Source organism: Marisediminitalea lipolytica, assembly GCF_001758465.1.
In the GTDB taxonomy this organism is placed as follows: domain Bacteria; phylum Pseudomonadota; class Gammaproteobacteria; order Enterobacterales; family Alteromonadaceae; genus Alteromonas; species Alteromonas lipolytica.
In genome coordinates, this window is the sequence record NZ_MJIC01000020.1 from 25557 (window position 1) to 45327 (window position 19771).

At 50.3% G+C, this 19771-nt stretch carries 12 protein-coding genes; 3 read left to right on the top strand and 9 right to left on the bottom strand.

Annotation, left to right across the window (positions count from 1 at the left end; genetic code table 11):
• Nucleotides 1–19: 19 nt before the first annotated feature.
• Nucleotides 20–2950 carry a TonB-dependent receptor gene (locus tag BFC17_RS21175; RefSeq protein WP_083271887.1) on the top strand — a complete coding sequence of 977 codons (2931 nt, stop codon included), beginning with the start codon at nt 20–22 and terminating at the stop codon, nt 2948–2950.
• Between the two features lie 9 nt (nt 2951–2959).
• Here the strand turns inward: BFC17_RS21175 and BFC17_RS21180 are convergent, their stop codons facing one another.
• From BFC17_RS21180 to BFC17_RS21200, 5 genes are all read right to left on the bottom strand, one after another.
• Nucleotides 2960–3301: an FKBP-type peptidyl-prolyl cis-trans isomerase gene (locus BFC17_RS21180; protein WP_070178524.1), complete on the bottom strand. Its 342-nt coding sequence runs from the start codon at nt 3299–3301 to the stop codon at nt 2960–2962.
• Between the two features lie 12 nt (nt 3302–3313).
• Nucleotides 3314–3889, bottom strand: coding sequence for an elongation factor P-like protein EfpL (gene efpL, locus BFC17_RS21185; RefSeq protein ID WP_070178525.1), 576 nt, complete (start codon nt 3887–3889; stop codon nt 3314–3316).
• A 112-nt stretch (nt 3890–4001) separates the two neighbouring features.
• On the bottom strand, nt 4002–5564 hold the full coding sequence (locus tag BFC17_RS21190) for an inorganic phosphate transporter (protein WP_217494048.1): 1563 nt from the start codon (nt 5562–5564) through the stop codon (nt 4002–4004).
• A gap of 174 nt (nt 5565–5738) precedes the next feature.
• Complete coding sequence (locus tag BFC17_RS21195) at nt 5739–8483, bottom strand: TonB-dependent receptor (RefSeq protein WP_070178527.1); 2745 nt, start codon at nt 8481–8483, stop codon at nt 5739–5741.
• Nucleotides 8484–8513: 30 nt separating this feature from the next.
• Nucleotides 8514–9566 (bottom strand): Ca2+-dependent phosphoinositide-specific phospholipase C, encoded by a 1053-nt coding sequence (locus BFC17_RS21200; protein WP_070178528.1) that lies wholly within the window; start codon nt 9564–9566, stop codon nt 8514–8516.
• A 235-nt stretch (nt 9567–9801) separates the two neighbouring features.
• Between BFC17_RS21200 and BFC17_RS21205 the strand changes: the two genes are divergently transcribed.
• Nucleotides 9802–11580, top strand: a complete 1779-nt coding sequence (locus BFC17_RS21205) for a metallophosphoesterase family protein (RefSeq protein ID WP_070178529.1) — start codon at nt 9802–9804, stop codon at nt 11578–11580.
• A 225-nt stretch (nt 11581–11805) separates the two neighbouring features.
• Nucleotides 11806–14133, top strand: coding sequence for a S8 family serine peptidase (locus BFC17_RS21210; protein ID WP_070178530.1), 2328 nt, complete (start codon nt 11806–11808; stop codon nt 14131–14133).
• 56 nt (nt 14134–14189) lie between these two features.
• Here BFC17_RS21210 and BFC17_RS21215 read toward each other — a convergent pair whose 3' ends face one another.
• The 4 genes from BFC17_RS21215 to BFC17_RS21230 form a co-directional block, all read right to left on the bottom strand.
• Nucleotides 14190–14645 carry a nuclear transport factor 2 family protein gene (locus BFC17_RS21215; protein ID WP_175439613.1) on the bottom strand — a complete coding sequence of 152 codons (456 nt, stop codon included), beginning with the start codon at nt 14643–14645 and terminating at the stop codon, nt 14190–14192.
• A gap of 237 nt (nt 14646–14882) precedes the next feature.
• Nucleotides 14883–16250, bottom strand: a complete 1368-nt coding sequence (locus tag BFC17_RS21220) for a DEAD/DEAH box helicase (RefSeq protein WP_070178532.1) — start codon at nt 16248–16250, stop codon at nt 14883–14885.
• 316 nt (nt 16251–16566) lie between these two features.
• Nucleotides 16567–18939, bottom strand: a complete 2373-nt coding sequence (locus BFC17_RS21225; RefSeq protein ID WP_070178533.1) for a TonB-dependent receptor domain-containing protein — start codon at nt 18937–18939, stop codon at nt 16567–16569.
• A gap of 241 nt (nt 18940–19180) precedes the next feature.
• Nucleotides 19181–19768 (bottom strand): superoxide dismutase, encoded by a 588-nt coding sequence (locus BFC17_RS21230; protein ID WP_070178534.1) that lies wholly within the window; start codon nt 19766–19768, stop codon nt 19181–19183.
• Between the last annotated feature and the right edge of the window lie 3 nt (nt 19769–19771).

Below are 19771 nucleotides of genomic sequence, written 5' to 3' on the forward strand. Positions count from 1 at the left end.
TACGCCGCAGATACTGAGCATGAAGACGGCACTACAAGCAATGAGTTGGCTGGCGTGCATTGCCTGGTCAGTTGCTCTGCTGATGTCGGCGTCTGATTCTGCATGGGCCAGCCAACCGACGGTTAGTCATCCGTTATATCTTAAAGCCCAACCATTAAAGCAGGCCTTAAAATCGCTGGCCGAGCGGTATAATAAAGCCTATATCATTAATGTTAAACGGATTGATAAATACCAGAGCGCACCACTTTCCGGCACTTTTAGCCTCGCCGAAGCATTAACCGCAACCCTCCATAACACAGGCCTGACGTTTCAGCTGACTGAGCAGGGCATTGTCATTTCAGCGCTCGCCGATGACAACGTTCAGCCAATCATAGAAGAAGTTGCGGTAAACGGCATTCGCGCCTCACTGAATCGCTCCCGCCAACAAAAACGCCAATCCGTATCGCTCAGCGATTTTATTGCGGCGCAGGATATGGCCTCTTATCCGGATCGCAACCTGGCTGAATCCCTACAAAGGATAGCCGGTATGTCGATAACCCGGGAAGCCGGTGAAGGGCGTCAGATTGTGTTACGTGGCCTGAATCCGGATTTCACTCTGGTCACTCTGAACGGCATGCCGGTACTGGCCAATAATGACTCGCCAATGGACAGCCGCCTGCAAAAACACCGGGATCGTTCGTTTGACCTGAACCTGTTTGCCAGCGATCTGTTTAATGAGATTCAGGTCATCAAAAGCTATTCAGTGGATCAGCCTTCCGGGGGGTTAGCCGGTATCGCAGCGCTTAAAACCAGCCACCCCTTTGATACGCCGGGACTGCAATGGACCCTGACCCAACAGGCAGGCACCAACCAGTACACAGAGGATATGTCACACCGCTTATCAACCATGGTGTCATCAACGCGGGGCAACTGGGGGGCGCTTTTTTCGGCCTCTTATGGTCGCCGTGACTCCCAGGAAATGGGCGCCAATACCTTCAGGTGGCGTAAAATATCCCCCGACGGCGCAGATATAACCGGGCTTTCGCCAGCGCTGCAGGCAGACTGGCAGGCAGAACAGATATGGGTACCACGAGGAAACCGCTATTCTATCTGGCGCAGTGACATGGAGCGCCTTGGCATTGGAGCCTCGCTGGAATACCTTGGCAACAGCAGTCATATCACCCTCGACTGGCTGTATGGTAGTTTAAGCGGCGAGCGCCGAGAAAATCATTTATACCCTCGCGGCTACCACTCCACACCGGTAATCGAGGGTGAAACACGCGTCACCGATGCCGCCATTAACCAACGTAACGAGCTGGTATTTGCGCGCTACGAAAACGCCCGGGTCGGAACCGAAAGTCGCTATCAGGAAGTTGCTACGCGTTATCAGCAATGGGTGGTCAACACGGAGCATCAGTTTTCTGCTGCACTCACCGGCACCGGTGTTTTTGGTGTCGAGAACGCACGGTATGACATTCCGCGCAGCATAAAGGCTTACACGCTTGGCACTACAGATGTCAGCATCGATTATCGCCGGGATTACCACTTTGTCGATATGCACTACGCTGACTCCCTGTTGGCTGCAGACTTTTGGCAAATGCATGAGCTGGACAGCGAAAGCTACCGCTCATCCACGGCCTTTTTTAATGCCCGTTATCAGCTTGAGTACAGCGGGCAACCAACGTCAAGCTGGCGCTGGGGCTTGGATATTACTAGTTTTGACAACTCGCTGACGTATGTGGATATACAGGATATTCTGCTCACCGAGTGGCAACAGGGCACAATTCCCGCAGATATACCGCGCCTGGCGGCCTTCCCGCTAACAGCGCATCCCGGAGTCGACTGGCTGGCGCTGGATCCGGTAAGTACTTTTAACGCTTTTAACCTGCCTGTCACCACCGCCGGACTGGACTATTCTCAGTACGTTGATCCACTTAACCGCACTACCGAGCACAACCGCGTGCGGGAGCAGCGGGTTGCAGGATTTTTACAATACGCCTGGCAATCACCGGCCTGGCAAATCGTGAGCGGCCTGCGCCTTGAGACAGACCAAACCACTATTCGCCATCACCAGACCACCGCAAAACCAAAGCTGCAACAGCTGAACTGGCTTCCAGCGCTGACGATTAATTACCGGCAAGAGGACACGGTTTACCGATTTAGCGCCAGTCGAAATATTGGCCGACCGGAACTCGAAATTCTGGCCACCCCGACGCACTATGATGCTCAACATCAGTTGTTGTGGCTGTTTAACCCTAATTTAAAACCCTATTCTGCCTATAATCTCGATGTAGCCGTAGAGCGCTATCCTGGTGACACCAACCGCTATGCCCTGACCCTGTTTGGCAAATGGCTGGATGATTATATTGTTTCTACCAGCCATTCTATGACCGTAGCCAGAGCACCTCTGGCATTGGCTGATACTGTGGCTGCTCCAACGGTTCAGGTTGTTACGCCAACCAATGCTGAAAGCGCGTTACTTTATGGGCTTGAGGCAAGCTTGCAGTTTGAGGTGCCGCTATCACACTTAGTCCCTGCTACCGGGGCTTATCATTTAGGTTTTGCGGCCAATGTGAGTTATTCCCGTGGGACGCTTCGGTATCACAACGACATTACCGGTGAAGCGCTCTCAACCAAGCAACTGCCCTATTTATCGCCCTGGCTGGCTAACCTTACGGTTTATCTTGAAGGCTACGCAGTGAGTTTACGGTTTTCGGCGACTTATCGTGACAGCTATATTGCCCGGGTGGATGGCAACACCCAGCAGGATGAAGATGAAACCGGCTTTGAACAAAGCCTGTATCTGGATGCCGTGCTGGCTTATCAGATCAGCGATCACTGGGAAACAAGACTGGAGGCGACCAATCTGACCAACGAGCAGGAAATGCAGTATTCCGATGCCAGCCGCCGCCCCTATAATACAACGGTAAGTGGCCGAAATTACTATCTCGGCCTGAGTTACCGTTTTTAGTCGCGACGATTAATCGTCGCGGGTAAGGACTTCCAGCAATTCGATTTCAAAAATCAAATTACTGTTTGGCGGGATTTTATCGCCAATCTGACGTTCTCCGTAGGCCAGTTCAGCAGGTACCCAAAGTTTGCGCTTGCCGCCAACTTTCATGCCCTGTAAGCCAATAAACCAGCCCTGAATCACCTTGGTTTTAGACAGTACGGTCTGAAATGGCCGCCCTTTGCTGTAGGACGAATCAAACTCGCTGCCATCTTCCAGCCAGCCCCGGTAATGGGCGGTGATCAGCGCACTTTTTTCAGCGGCCTTGCCATCGCCTTCAACAAGGTCTTCAATCTTAACGTCAACCGTCATTATCGCTCAGCCTTAGTGCTTGTCGCCACGGCTCTGGAACTTACGTTCTTCGGTGTTGACCTTAATCCACTCGCCGGTACTGATATACTCAGGTACCTGAACTACCAACCCGGTAGATAATGTAGCCGGCTTGGTGCGTGAAGTGGCTGATGCGCCTTTAATTGACGGGTCGGTTTCAGTTACCTGTAGCTCAACACTCATTGGAATATCCAGTGCTACCGGCACGTCACTAACGATAACGACCTGCAAGCCATCGGTTTCTTCGTTAATAAACAGGATTTCGTCGGCAATGCTTTCCTGATTCAGGTGATAAGGCGTGTAGTCTTCTTTGTCCATAAACACATACTCTTCGCCATCGATGTAAGAGAACATCGCCGGACGACGCACCAGGTCGGCCATTTCGAGCATGTCTGAATCTTTAAAGGTTTCATCAAATTTTGCGCCACTGACCACATCGTACATACGCATACGGTAAATGCTGCCGCCTGCACGGCCCTGAGGTACCGAGCGTTCGATATCGCGAACAATACAGGTTTTGCCGTTAAACACGATGGTGTTGTTCTTTTTGATTTCACTTGCCTTTGGCATGATGTATTCCACTCATAAACTGGCCACGCTGGCCCTATCTTAAAAACGCTATTTTCCGCGATTTTGACAGCAGATGAAAGCTTTAAGAACCACTAAAGATTGAATATCCCCATCAAAATACATAGCTTAAAACAATAAGCGTAACTGAGCTCAGCGCTGCTGCCGCAGGCAAGGTAATAACCCAGGCCAGGGCAATGGGTTTCATTAAGCCCCAGTTAGTCTGATGATTCACCAGGCCAATGCCAAGCACCGCACCGATCAGAATATGCGTACTCGAGACCGGAATGCCCAGCGTTGAGGCCAGCATCACCACCCCGGCCGCCGCTAACTCTGCCGAGAACCCCGAAGCCGGATGCATGGCAGTGAGATTATGCCCAACCGTTTGAATAACTTCTTTGCCGATAAACCAAAGGCCTGCGATCAGCGCGACCCCAAAGGTAAACATTGTCGCCGTGGGTACTGCCGCCTGAGAGCCGATTTCGCCGGTGCGCAGCACATCAAGAATAGCGGCGAACGGACCAATCGCATTAGCAATATCATTTGAACCATGACTAAATGCAAAGCCCGCAGCCGTAAACACCTGCATCCAGCTAAACAACAAAAACGTGGCGTTTTCCAGTGAGTTTCGCTTTAAGCTTTTGGCAAAAATAAAAATAGCCATCCACACGCCAGCAGCCACCATCGCCATAATCAGATAATTATGCAGGGTATTCAGGCCCAGATGCATATGCTTAAGTCCTTTGAATAGCAGCATCGAAGAAATAATGGCGGCCCCTAAGGCGGCGACAACCGGCACCCAGTTCTCCAGAGCCCGGTGAGCACCGATAGCATTTTTTCTGGCGTTTATTTTATACAGTCTTTGATAATATTCGGACTCCAGATCAGAGGGCGCAAAATCGCTTTCACGCAGAGCCTGAGCATCGCGGACCATGGCGTTGGTGTAGGATATCTGCTGAAGTTCACTGAGACGTTCAAAGGATTTTTTATGCTCCTCATTCAACCGGACCCGCTGTTGGCGCACCTGTTTAAGTTTATCGCTCGCATAGTCGTTGTAGTCCAGGATGTGTTTTTTAATTTGATAATACAGCGCATAAGAAGCCAGGCCGCCGAGCACCGGAGAAACCACCCAGGAAATCGCTATTGTGCCTATTTCGCCCCACTGCACTAACGCCAGTGCCTGTTCCTGCCCGCTTATCATCAGGCCTAAGGTAACTGAGCTTCCGACTATGCCCCCAATAATGGAGTGAGTGGTAGACACAGGCCAGCCCATTTTTGTAGCAAATAACAACCAAATCGCCGCCGACAGCAGTGCCGACATCATGATATAGACAAACTGCATGGGCTCGATACTGAACGCTGATAAATCCACAATGCCTTTACGAATGGTATCAGTCACTTCGCCGCCAGCAATTAGCGCACCGCTGACCTCAAATACTGCCGCCACGGCCAATGCTTGTTTAATGGTAAGCGTGCCCGCGCCAACGCTGGTACCAAAGGAATTGGCCACATCATTGCCACCAATATTAAACGCCATAAACACGCCAAAGAGGGTTGCCAGAATAAACACCATCATGTGATTCTGATGGGTATAGCCTAATCCCCACACGATGAAGTAGCCGGTGGTAAGTGCCAGAATAAGCGCAAAAGCGAGGTTAATTTTTGCTGAGCCGGTCAAAGTAATGCCTTGTCGCTGTTAAAAAATGAGCCATTATGTTTATAAAATTACGCGGCTTTTATGACATTAATTTGATAAAACAGCGTTTCACCCAAAACTCAGGCAAAACAGTTTAAAACAACAGAACAGGCTGGTGCTGCATTGCACAGCACCAGCAGGTATAAAACCGTAAACTTACATGGAGTAAGTCACGCCCAGATAGAAAGTACGTCCACTGATCGTCGTGTTGTACAAACGGTTATCCGAGTCGCTGTACTGCTCTTCGCGTTCGTTACTCAGGTTAATCCCTTCCAGACTCACTTTTAAGTTATCCGAAATGTTATAAAACGCTGAGAAATCCCAGTAAGTGGTGCCATGGAAACCGGCTTCATCCTGGTCGTTACTGGATGTTTCCACCTGCGTCAGGTAGTCATCCCGATGAGCCAGTGAAACACGGGCACCCCAAACATCTGTCTCGTAATACAGCGTGGCGTTATAGGTGTTTTCTGACAAACCATAAAACGGACGATAAACCGAAACCGTCTCACCATCGACCAGAATATTGTGCAATGACTCACCATCGGCGTAAGTATAGTTAGCAATGGCGCCAAGCTTATCAAACGGTGCAGGCAGGAAGTCAAAATCGCGCTGCAGTGCCACTTCCCAGCCAGAAAAATCACTGTCTTCCAGGTTTTGTGGCTGCGAGAAGGTATAGATAGTTTGCGCCGTTTGCGGATTACCATTTTCATCTGCCATGCCATCAATCAGCGCCATTGGATAACCGGTATCACCGTAGGCAACAGGGGCTACACGAGTCGCGATAAAGTTATCAATGTCCTTACGGAAGTAAGTAACAGAGGCGTAACCGACTTCGTCGAAGTAATACTCTACACCGGCTTCCATGTTGATGGTTTCAAAAGGTTGCAGCGCAGGGTTACCGGCACTGATGTTCAGGCCACTTGAGCCCACCAGCGGATCCGTATTTACCGTACCTGATACCGACAGACTGCCCAGCGTTGGGCGGGTCACGTTTTTACCGGCGCTACCACGAATTACCAGGTTCTCGGTGGCATACCAGGCCAGGTTAAGGGTGGGTAAGAAGCCATCGTAACCACGTTTAACCGTGACATAATCTGAACCATTTACCAGCCCGGTCGATTTGATATCGGTATCAAAATAGCGCAAACCTACGCTGGCTCTTAGTTCAGAGTCTGCCAGTTTCATGTCCAGATCATAAACCACATAAGCCGACTGCGTATCTTCGGTCACTTCGTTAGGAGTATTGCTCATAGTCAGGTTGCGATTAACACCATACTCATCCAGCACGCCATTCACATTTATACTCATCCAGTCCTGTTTTTTATGACCAGTATTGGTATAGGTAAGCTGCGAGTCGATAACATCACTCACTGCACCGCTCTGCCAGGCGCTACGCATTTCATTGGCCGCCTGCACGCTGTTGTTGTCGTGCTCAAACGATTTGTAAGACACCCCCACTTTTAAACTGCTGCTGTTATTAATGGCATAGTCAGCATCCAGTTTGGCCGTGTCAAAACTGTTAGACACTTCATCTTCAGCCAGATCGATTTCGTGATAGCGGAATTCGTCGATGTTAGTGGGATCATAACCATTCTGGTAAGTGTTAGTACCGTAGAAACGGTCCTGACGATAATCGATGGTCATATCACCAAAAGATTCCAGATACACTTTGGCGCTGTTGCTGTCGTAATCACTTTTCATGTGACCCACGAGGCCGCTCAGTTTCAGGTCAAAATTGACATCCCACTCACCGCTTAGCACAAGCTGTGACACTTTGGTTTTGGCACCCTGATCACGGCTTTCTGAGTGAATAGCAGTATCCTGCCACTGCGAATAAATCACTTCGTTATTCGCGTTATATTCCAGCGCTGTCAGGCTGGAACAAAAATAGCGGTTGCTGTCGTAATCCGGACCGGTACAACCCAACGCCGTAGAGCTCGAACCACGGCTTTGCAGGTGGAACTCGCCACGATCGTTTTTCAGCTCACCATACAGCGCATCAAAATCGAAGGACAAATCGTCATTCGGACGATATTGCAGGGCTAATGTGGCGCCCATACGAGTTTGTTCGCTGTTAAATAAAGAGTAACGGCTACCACGTGAGAAGCGCAGGTCGCCACTTTCTACCGCAGCCTGATCAGCGGCAGATAACGCTGAAATATCTGAACCCTGGGCATCGCGCGGACGCCAGCGATAGGTGTTGTAACCTTGTTCGCTGGTATCACGCTTGCTGTAAGCAATCGACACCAGAGCACCAAATTTATCCCAGGTGTTAGAGACCAGAGCGGCAATGCGCGGGCTGGTATCATCGGTTAACGAGTTGTCGCCAGCCTGAGCACTAATAACACTTTTAAACCCTTCATAGTCAAAAGGCTTAGCTGTATACAGTTTAACCGTACCACCAATGCCGCCCTCGTCCATTTCGGCTGAATAGCTCTTTTGCACATCAATCTGGTTAAACAGCTCTGAGGCAAAAATGTTGAAATCGAAAGAGCGCGAGGTATTTACTGTGCCACGGCTGTCCATGGGTGACGAAGATGTCCCCAGTGCTTCCATGCCATTTAACTGCACCTGGGTAAAATCGGCGTTCAGACCGCGTAGTGAAATCTGGCGACCTTCACCCGCTTCACGGGTAATAGTCACGCCCGGAATACGTTGAATCGACTCGGCCAGGTTAAGGCTGGGAAAATCAGCAATATCTTCAGCCAGAATTGTATCCTGTGAGCCCAGTGCCTCTTTTTTCTTATCCATGGCTTTTAACAGCGAACCACGGAAACCGCTGACCACGACTTCTTCAATGGCGTTGTCATCGGCTTGTTGTGCCGTCGCAATCATTGGCAGCGTGCCCATCACGCTCATTACCGACAGCGCGACTAAGCGCTTACGAAAAGACTGTTGCATAGCAAGGTTCCTTTACTAAGTTAAATTAAGTTATTTGGTTAATGGATTGGCCCGCACAAAGTCGCCGTCAGCAAACTGCACCTGATAGCCGGTGTGTCTGGCCTGGGCTGAGTGGGGGTAAAAATCGGTAGAAATAAACTGTGCGCCGCTACGCTGGGCGTACTCAAATTGCTCCTGCATTTGCTGCGGCGTAGCGGTAAAATCGGCATCAGCCCGGGTGCGCACTAAAAAGCCCTGGCTAACCCGCTCTCGTATCTCGGCTTGTTGTCGGGCAGGCTCATTGAGCACCATAATGGCCGCTTCATCTTTATCTGCCGGATAGGCGGCAAACATGCTGCGCCCACGCAACGAAGGATGATCGTCTGCGTAGAGTTCGCGCTGGTGAGCCGACGCATCAAACAAGAAGATGAATTTACCGCGTAATGCATCGATATCTGGCCAGCCATTGTGCAGCACCGCGTCCCGCAGGGTGTTGTGTTCGCCGCGGATAGCATCCGGCGTAATCAGCTTGTCCTGCAATATCCCGCGAATCTCAGCATCCAGTGCGGCGTAACTTTCAGCGGTAAAGGGTGCCGGGGCTTTTTGGCTGATAAAATCCGGTTGGTTTTCCTTGGCATTTAAGGTGACGAGGACCGGAAAATGCTTTGGATTAGCCTGGGACCAGTCCACCAGTGTGGTCAGACAATCGGCAAAGCTAATGCAATCAGTCATCACATCCACATGGGGAATGTGCATGACTTTAAAACCCGGCTTTGCCAGAGCCTTAAGCTCTGCCTCACTGAACCATTGTTCGTGAAATCGCTGGGCTAGCTCAATCTGGTCGTACTGGTTACCTTGTGGATCGTTCACCACATCAATTTCCAGCTGACGCAAACCCAACGCCAACTGCTGTTTGAGTGGTATATGGCTATAGTTAATTTGCTGTGCCAGACGCGGATGTTCAGCTTGTAAAAACGCCAGCACTGAAGACGGTAAAGCGCGCTTATAACTGTTATGCGAACCGATGACCTGATAGTCACTCAACGTGGCCGCAGAGGCCATCGCCGGCATCAGCAGGCAACCGATTAAACTGATAATACGCATTTTCACACTCCGTCAGACAAGTATGTAAGGGAGAGCAAAAACACCGGAAAACGGGGACGAAGAAATTTTAGAAAACGTCAGATTTAATAAAAATGTCATATACTTAGTGAAGTTTTTATGACAATTCACTATAGTGTGTCCCCACTTTTACGCTGGCGAGGTCTTCTTGTTTGGTCCGTTGATTTTGACCTGCTGACTAAACTGAAAAGCCCGTATCAAAAGGGGGAGTAAACTGATGAAAAACTGGTTTTGCTATGCGCTGTTAATGCTGACCGGCTTAACCAATATGGTTAACGCAAACGGCGCTCCTGACGTTCCGGCATCCCCGCTGCAAATTGCGTTTTTGGCCGACATCCATCTCCACGATCCCTATCAGGCAGCAGAGGGCCTGAATGCTGAATCGCTCCCCAGAGACCCCGTTACACAGCAGCCTTTATTATTGCGCAGCATGAACGCTCAATTGCACTCCACCCGCCTGTTTAACGAAAACTACTGGGTTTTACGCGCGGCACTGACGGATATCGCCCGACGCGGCATTAAACTGGTAGCGTTGCCAGGCGACTTTTCCGATGATGGCCAGCCGGCTAACGTAAAGGCGTTAAACCGACTGCTCAATGATTATGCCGAGCGTTATGGCATGCGCTTTTACGCCATAAACGGCAATCATGATCCCGTTCGCCCGTTTAGCCGGCCCGGCGGCAAAAAAGACTTTCTGGCCGCAGGTGGCAGCGAGTTAGCGGTTGTCAGCCGTCACCATGCTGACTGTGTTGCCCGGCGCACGCCTTATTGCACTGATGAATTGCAGGAATGGGGCTATGCTGAAATTGCCGACACACTTTCTGCCCATGGTTTTCTGCCTCATCCTGACGATATGTGGTTTGAAACCCCCTTTGGCACCACCGACTTTACCCAACGACACTGGCAATGGTGTGATGACGACAACGTCTCTGATAGCTGTATCGCCATGCCTGATATGAGCTACGTAGCAGAACCTGTTGAGGGAATATGGCTGCTGGCTATCGATGCTAACGTTTATGAACCAACAGGCAAACTCAGCGATGGCCAGTTTAAAGGGTCCGGCAATGCCGGTTACAACGCCTTAATCAACGCTAAACCCGGCTTACTCAGCTGGATAACCGATGTTGCCAGACGCGCCCGTCAACAACACAAAAAGTTAATTGCCTTCAGTCATTTTCCTATGGCTGACTTTTACGATCACAAGGCGCAGGAAATGGCCGCGATATTTGGCCCCGGGGCCATGCAAATGGCTCGAATACCCAGCGAAGATACAACCACAGCACTGGCTGCCACAGGGGTAAAACTGCACTTTGCCGGACATATGCATTTATACGATGTCGCCGTTAGCCGGCACAAAAACCTGCTAAATGTGCAGGTGCCCTCGCTGGCGGCCTATCAGCCCGGTTACACGGTTATCACGCTTTCACAACAGCAAAACACAGCACAGATAGATACGGTTTTAATTAATGATGTCCCGGACTTTACCCGTTGGTTTGCGCTGTATCAGAAGGAGTGGCAAGCACGCAGGGCTGGCTCAGTAAGTCCATGGCACGCCGACATTCTGGATGTGACGTCCTATGGGGATTTTACTGATGCTCATTTACGCCAGGTGATTCGCCAACGCTATCTGCCACGGGAATGGCCAGCAGCTATTGCTACCTTGTTTGCTCAGCACACCATTAATGAAGTACTCGTTAGTACCGGCTGCTCACTGGCTGAAGAGTCACGCTCACATTATTTACAGCCCTATCTGCCCATGAACGCCCTGCATCTGGCCGACGATTTTTATCGTGCTCGCAACGCCGGTGCCATGGCAACGTTTTCCCTGCCTGTGGCCTTTTATTTAAGGATGGCCGAATTACTTTCTACCCGGCAGTGTAGCAACCCAACAACCTTTACTGAGCCACAACAACTGCGCCGGTTGCTGATGCTGATAAGCGAATCGGTAACCCGTTCACCGGGTGACCCACAGCATATTGAATATGCATTTGACTAATCGGGCCAGTTTACAGAAATTTTACAATTATTGACGATATGCTATACCTTTAGGTTAATAATAAAAAAGTATAAAAGTAGCTTTACCCTGAGTAGTCGCTGCCATGTTGAACAAGATATATACGGTTCAGATACCCTGGTATAAGGGTTAATCCTCTATTTTGTTTTTCAAACGCTAGAATGCATTTACCAAGACTCATGTTGTAGCCGTATTTAGGAGCTTGCTATGCAACGCAACCGCCGTAACAAAATCGCGTACTCATACGTGATCCCTGCTTTACTGTTTGGCACACCAGTATTATCGCTGGCTGCCCCCCAAACCAAGGAAGATGTTCGCCCCGGTACCGTTTTGTACAAAAAACTGGAGGGCGTATCAGCCAGTGAAGTAAAAGGTTTGAATGCCTTACTTCACAGCCAGGGACTGGTGTCTGAAAAAACGTTGCCTAAATCCCAGGTCACCATTGCTACCTTTAAGGGGAAAGGACGGGAGCGAGCCATTGCAAAAATGCTGGCCCGCAGCGGACTGGTTGAATTTGCCGAAGCGGATGCGGCCATGGCACCCACAGTGCAACCAAACGATCCTGCATTTGGCAATCAGTGGCATCATAACAATATCAACAGTCGGCAAGCCTGGGATATCACCACCGGCAGTAGCAGCGTGTTAGTTGCCGTTTGTGATACCGGTTTTGACAGCGACCATCCTGATTTAGCCGGTAATTTGCGTGGCGACCTGGGTTACAACGCACAAGACGGCAGCAGTAATTACGAAGATGCCAATGGCCACGGCACAGGTACCGCAGGCACCATTGGCGCGGTGGGTAACAACGCCACCGGCCTCAGCGGCGTTAACTGGAATGTGGATATTATTCCGGTACGCATTGCTATCAGTGACACCAACAGTTCGGCTTACATTTCTACCATGGCCAGATGTATTGAATACGCGGCTGATAACGGTGCCCGGGTAGTAAACTTAAGCTATGGTGGTATTCAGTCTGCCACTATCGATGCCGCAGCCAAATATTTGCGTGAGCGCAACGGCTTGCTGTTTATGTCGGCGGGCAACTCAGGCTCTGAGTATCCAACCTATCCCGACTACACCAGCTTTGTTGGCGTCGGCGCTACCGATCAAAACAACAACAAAGCCTATTTTTCCGACTGGGGGACCTACGTGGATCTCACCGCGCCAGGCGTTAGTATTGGTACCACCTACCTTAATGGTCAGTATATTAACTACAGCGGCACCTCTTTTTCATCGCCTGTTGCCGCCGGTGTAGCGGCTCTGATGGTAGCGGCCAATCCCGGGATCACCGCTGACGAGATTGAAAGCGGTTTGTTTTCAACCGCCCGGGATCTCGGCGCCAGTGGTGATGACAACGTATTCGGACACGGACTGGTAGACGCTCAGGCCGCAGTTAGTTACGCGTTAAATCTGGGTAGCTTTATTGCGCCAGTGGCCAGCATTTCATCAAGTGCAACATCCGTACCTTTTGGTTCAGCAATTACTTTCAGTGCATTAAATTCGTCGGATGCCGATGGCTCTGTGGTGGCGTACCAATGGAATCTGGGAGATGGCACCACTGCTACTAGTGCTGAACTCTCTCATACCTACGCTACGGCGGGCAGCTATCAGGTTAGCCTGACTGTCACTGATAATGATGGATTAACCAACTCTGCGACCACCGTTGTACAGGTCACCAATGAGCTGCCTGTAGCGGTGATCGACAGTATGCCCACCGTGTATAACATTGGTGATACCGTGTTATTTAGCGCGACGGGTTCATTTGATAACGATGGCAGCATCGTGAGTTATGAGTGGGACTTAGGCAATGGTCAGAGCGCCAGCGGTCAAACCCTGAGTTACAGCTATCCCGAAGGTGGTAATTATACGGTTTCATTAACCGTGACCGATAACGCCGGCTCAATGAACAACGCCAGTATCGCCCTGGTTGTGCAAGACCCACTCGCGTTGAGTGCGCCAGCAGACTTAAGCGCCACAACCAATGGCAGCGAGGTAACCTTAAGCTGGACCAACAACACCAGCAGCGAAGATTACTTTGTGATTGAGCGCGGAGTAAAACAGCGCGGTAAAATCCGCTATGAACAGGTCGGCACCGCCGCCGCAGGCAGCAGCAATTTCACTGATACGGTTCCAGCTACCGGCAACTATCGCTATCAGGTAACGGCAGTAAACGCGCTTTACAGTGCAACCTCTGCCAGCATCCAGGTTTCGGTTAGTGACACCAGCGACCAGCCGGATCCGCAACCAGGCTTGTTAGCAACTCCTGATGGCCTCACGGTTAATCAGAACGGCGACACTGTGGCGCTGAGCTGGAATGACAACAGTGACGATGAATCCGGCTTCTATATTGAACGCGGCATGAAAAGCAAAGGCAAAATTGTGTTTGAGCGCATTGGCGTGGTCGGTCAGAATATCACTGCCACCACAGATAATGCCGGCGCACTCGCCAGTGGCACCTATGCTTATCGTATACAGGCTTTTAAAGAGGGGGCATTGTCGGCCTACTCCAATACTTTTGAATTACGTTTACGCTAAACGTTAACCTTTGCGTAAGCCCCGCCAGTGAATCACTGACGGGGCTTTTTTTTGCCTTACTTTCGCACGGGGGTAAACTGCGAGGACAGGATCACGGCTTTTTGCTTTTCTGCCTGTACAACCCAGGTACCGGTCATACTGAAAACGCGCTGTTCATTATCCGGTAAGGTTAAACTAAAAACGGCTCTGGCAATTACTACGGCTATATCACCGAACAAGCGGACATTTACATCCTCCAGCGCAACGGTAGGGCCCGGGCGCTTATTGCTGGCATCATAAAATCCGATGACTTTCGCTCTGGGATCGATTTCTCCGACCGGCGACACCTCCGTGTAGGTGTCAGCCAGGATTTGTTCCAGCACACCGGCATCAAAGTTAGCCTGGGCCTGTAACTGCTGATTCACCAGCGCCAGGGCTGTTTGTTCAGAAATGCTGGTCGCTCTGGCCAGCCATGATACGACAATCAGCAAGATGCACACCACGCCAACCCAGTAAGCCGTTTTACGATGCATATTTTTGATTCCTTCCGTTGTCATTAATTATTGCTGATAACCCTAACGAGCCCAAAGAAGCTGGACAAATTGCAACTGTTACCAAACATTTCAGGCCGGTATTTACCTGTACATGTGGTAAAAATGGCGTGAACAAAGAAGGGGGATGAACTCAGAATGTGCGTGTGGGCGCAACATAGCGCCACACACGTTTAGCTTAAAAACAGGCGTTTGAGCCTGCTTTTCTGGGTGTTGGAATTAAACGCCAGCCGCTGCCGGGGCTTTTTGTCTGCTCCGTCCGCTGGCATTGCCATTGCCACTACCATTGCGGCGGCGTTGTGGCCGGGGCTTACTGTTTCTGTTCGCTCCCGCATTGGCTTTGGGTTTATTGTCTTTACGCTGCCCCTGAGGTGCACTGTCTGCCGCTTGAGCTTTTGGCTTCTTAGGTTTTTTGATTTTCTTTGGTGGCTGCAGTTTGGTTTCAGCCAGCGGCTGATTGGGTTCAAATCCGGCCAGCACGGTACGCGGTATCAACTGTTGAATAAGACGCTCGATGTCCTGCAGTGATTCCAACTCATCAGCACTCACCAGAGACCAGGCTTGTCCGGCTGCACCGGCACGGCCAGTGCGCCCGATACGGTGAACATAATCAGCTGCGGTATTGGGCAAATCCAGATTAACCACCACCGGCAGCTCACTGATATCAATGCCGCGGGCGGCAATATCGGTAGCAACCAGTACTTTAATCGAGCCGTCTTTAAACGCTTTAAGCGCTGAGGTACGCGCGCCCTGGCTTTTATTGCCATGAATTGCAGCGCTCGGTAATCCAGCGGATTCCAGCTTAGCCGCAATGCGGTTGGCACCGTGCTTGGTGCGGCTGAATACCAGCACCTGCTGCCATTGTTGCTGTTTGATTAAGCCAATTAATGCCGCAATTTTGCGGGATTTATCCACTGCAACCAGCTGCTGCTCAATCTTTTCTACCGTGGTATTGGCGGGCGTTACCGCCAGTTTAATCGGGTTGTTCGTAATCGATTCCGCCAGTTCCATCACATTCGGGGCAAAAGTAGCGGAAAACAATAACGACTGACGCTGTGCGGGTAACAGTTTTAAAATACGCTTTATGTCGTGAATAAAACCCATGTCCAACATGCGATCGGCTTCGTCCAGCACCAGAATTTCCAGCTGATTAAACTTCACGGCATTTTGCTGATACAGATCCAGCAAGCGACCCGGCGTGGCCACCAGCACATCCACACCAGAGCGCAGAATTTTCATTTGCGGGTTAATACCCACACCGCCGAATACCACGGCGCTTTTTAAGCGTAAGTGGGTTTTATATTCGCGAATGTTTGTCTCTACCTGTGCCGCCAGCTCCCGCGTGGGAGTAAGAATTAAGGCGCGCACATTGTTAGCGTTCGTTTTCGGACCTGCTGCCAAACGTTGTAATACAGGCAGTGCGAAGCCTGCGGTTTTACCGGTACCGGTTTGTGCTGCAGCCAGCACATCGCGGCCGGTTAAAATAGCCGGGATCGCCTCTTGCTGAATCGGCGAAGGCGAGCTGTAGCCCTTCTCTTTGATAGATTTAAGAAGTGGGTCACACAGCCCTAGTTGACTAAAAGACATAATACCTCGGTGTATTAGTTAGTACGAAATAATGAGTCCATGCACGACTCGCAGTTGCACGAAAGAAAAAGGCTATCGGTGTTTACCTTGCTCATATCAGACGGTCAGAATGTGAATCTCTACGGGGACTTACTCGGACTAACGGAAGAAGCGTGAAGCAAATTGAAATAGTACCTTTCAAAGGCGGGCGCATAGTAACACCCTTTAGGTTAGCCTGCCAGTTTATTTTTTAAACAACCACCAGTGGATGCGCTCGCCCAGCCACAAAAAAAGCGGCCCGCAGGCCGCTTATGCAGAAGTATCCGGATTAGCGTAATTAGAAGCTAACGGTTACACCGGCCCAGAAGTTTCTGGCTCTGTCTTTAACGTTGTAATCGTCGGTAAAGTTAACTTCACTTACCACACCGCGACCGGTCAGGTATTCGTACTGACCATCACCATTGAGATCGTCATAGGTTACCGTGTAGGTTGTAAAGTCTCTGTCGAGCAAGTTGTTCACCCGTAAATTCAGGATCACGCTGTCGTTTAACTGCCAGCGCGCGCCTAAGTGCAGCATGGCGAAGTTTTTGAAATACAGCTCACGCTCAAGCGTTGAATCATAACCACGGTAGCGATCCGAGCGGTACTCACCCTGCAGGTACACGTTTAAGTCGGCATTCACCTGCCAGGTAATATTACCATTAACCATGTGCTCTGCCGTGTTGGTAAGAGGTAAGCCTGCTTCACGCCCGCTCTTCTGTTCACTGTCGGTCCAGGTGTAGTTAACGTAAGCAGACCAGTCTTCGGTAATACCGTAACGGCCGGCCATTTCGATGCCCTGCAGTTCAACTTCATCGATGTTAATGCGCTGGCTGTAAGTGTCGTAACCGAGCTCGTCATATTCACCCAGGTTTACACATGGGCGAACACCACCGGTAGTGTTACAGCTTTGTACTGTGTCGCCCCGGGCAATCTTGTCTTCAAAGTCAGTTTTAAAGTAAGTGATATTGAAGTTGTGCTCGTCACGACTCCAGTACACAGCGATTTCCGAGTTAACGCTGGTTTCTGGTTTCAGGTCCGGGTTACCGGCGAAGGGGCTGGTGCCCTGACCACCAAAACCGATGATACCGTCATACAAGTCAGTAGTTTGCGGCGTTTTGTAACCCGTGCTCACACCGCCTTTAACCGTCCAGTAATCGGTGATGTTATACACCGCATAAATTCGCGGTGAGGTCTGGCTACCAAACACATCGTGCTCGTCGTAACGGAAACCTGCGGTCAGCGTCATGTTATCGATAACGCCCCAGTTATCCTCGGCAAACAGGGAATACATTTTTTGTTCCTGTACAGCACCGGGTTGGCCGGACTCCAGACCAAATACGCCGTCTTTAAGCTCGCCGTCGATAACCTGCGCGCCCAGTACAAAGTTATGGTCGCCAGCTAAGTCTTCAACCGGAATATCAAAACGTAAGTCGAAGGTATACTGACTGCTGTCGAGCGGACGCGCCGGACGCGGCAGAAACGTTTGTTCGGCCAGATCGCGGCGGGCTTCTTCGCTCATACCTTCATATTCACCGGTACCGTCGTACATGGTTTGCAGCAGCTGACGTTCCGCCACACTCAGCGGTAAGGTACGGCCATTGTTCTGAGTATCCACGTAGGCCAGTGAAGCGGCAACCGTACCAAAGTCCAGTTTGCCGTCGTAAGTTAATGACCACCACTGACGATCAAACTCCTGCTCTGCAGCATAACCGGCACGCGGATTTACCCGACCGCGGCGGTCCTGCCACAAACTTTCAATGCTGTCGCGAGTCCCTAACGGATAGATAATTTCGCCGGTATCCAGGTTAAACTGTGGCGTGTTGTCGTATTGCTGGTGAGAGTCATCAAAATCGAAGCCAATTTCGTGGCCTCTCGCTGGCGTATAGGTCAGGCTGAATCCATAATGTTTGCTATCGTTATCGACCGTGCGACCACCGCCACCAAAGCCAAGCGAGCGCATGTGCACAACGCCATTGGGATCGACTGCCGGTGCCAGTTGCGGCGTAGACGCCTGCTGCTCATAAACACTGCCGCGAATACCCAGGCTAAGTAGGTTTTCAATCAGCGGGCCGGTGACTGAGAAATCGGTAGTGATGTCATCACCAAAGTCATTATCCGTTTGCAGGCTGCGACCAAAGGTAATATTGCCGCCCCACTCACTGCGATGCTTTTTGGTGATTACGTTAATCACACCACCCAGCGCATCCGCACCGTATAGAGTAGACGCCGGTCCACGAATAACTTCGATTCTTTCAATGGTATCCAGCGGTGGCATATGATTGAATGCGTTGCCACCAAAGTTGTTAGGATAAATATCACCATGGTTGTTCTGACGACGCCCATCGATCAGTAGTAACGTGTACTCACCGGTAAGCCCACGCATACTAACGCTACCTTTGCCGGTTTTATCACGGCTCGTGCCGATATCAATACCTTCCTGAAACTGCACCGCATCAAGTAAAGAAGTAAATGAGCGGGTTTTAAGATCCTCTGCGGTGATCACAGAAATACTGGCAGGGGCTTCGGTAATTTTTTGTTCAAAACCGGTCGCTGATACCACTACGTGTTCAATATCTTCGCTATCTGGTACTGCAGTAGCCAGAGCGGCGGGCATCATTCCTAACTGGATGGCGAGTGCCAAACAAGAATATCCAAAACGAGATTTCATGAGATTCCTATGTGTGTATGCGTTGTTCAGTGTGTGTTGTTATGGTGGCTTATACTAACCAACTAAAACACAAAGTCAATGCAAACGATAGTAATTCTCATTTAGATTGTTAAATAATTCGTATTTGGTTAATTTGGATCAAGGAAATCGGGCTTAGAGGAATAGTTTAAGGCAATGGGGAAAACGGTGATTAAATAGCAACTCAAGCAAGCCAAAGCTCACTCAAGCTGCTATTACAGACTTATTCGCCAGTAAGATTGGTCAGCGCAAAATCCCAGTTAACCAGTTGCCAGAAGGCATCCAGATAAGCCGGTCTGGCATTTCGATGATCAATATAATAGGCGTGCTCCCAGACATCTACGGTAAGTAAAGGCTTCAGGCCTTCATGGGCAATCGGCGTGTTGGCATTAGCGGTATTCACAATTACCAGCTCGCCTGCGGCGTTAAGCGCCAGCCAGGTCCAGCCAGAACCAAAATTGTTAATAGCTTGCAGCGTAAAGGCGTCTTTGAATGCCTCTACTGATTCCCAGTTTTCTTCAATTACGGCTTTAATTTCTGCCGGCGGCTCGCCACCACCATTGGGCGTCAGGCAGTGCCAGAAAAACGTGTGATTCCACACCTGGGCAGCATTGTTAAATAACGGCCCTGAACTATTGGCAATAATGGTTTCAAGGTCAGCATCCGCAAACTCGGTGTCTGCAATCAGATCATTTAGTTTGTTCACATAGGTAGCGTGATGTTTACCGTAATGATACTCGAGGGTTTCCTGTGACATATGCGGTGCCAGTGCATCCATAGCATAAGGTAATTCAGGTAACGTAATTTTCATGGT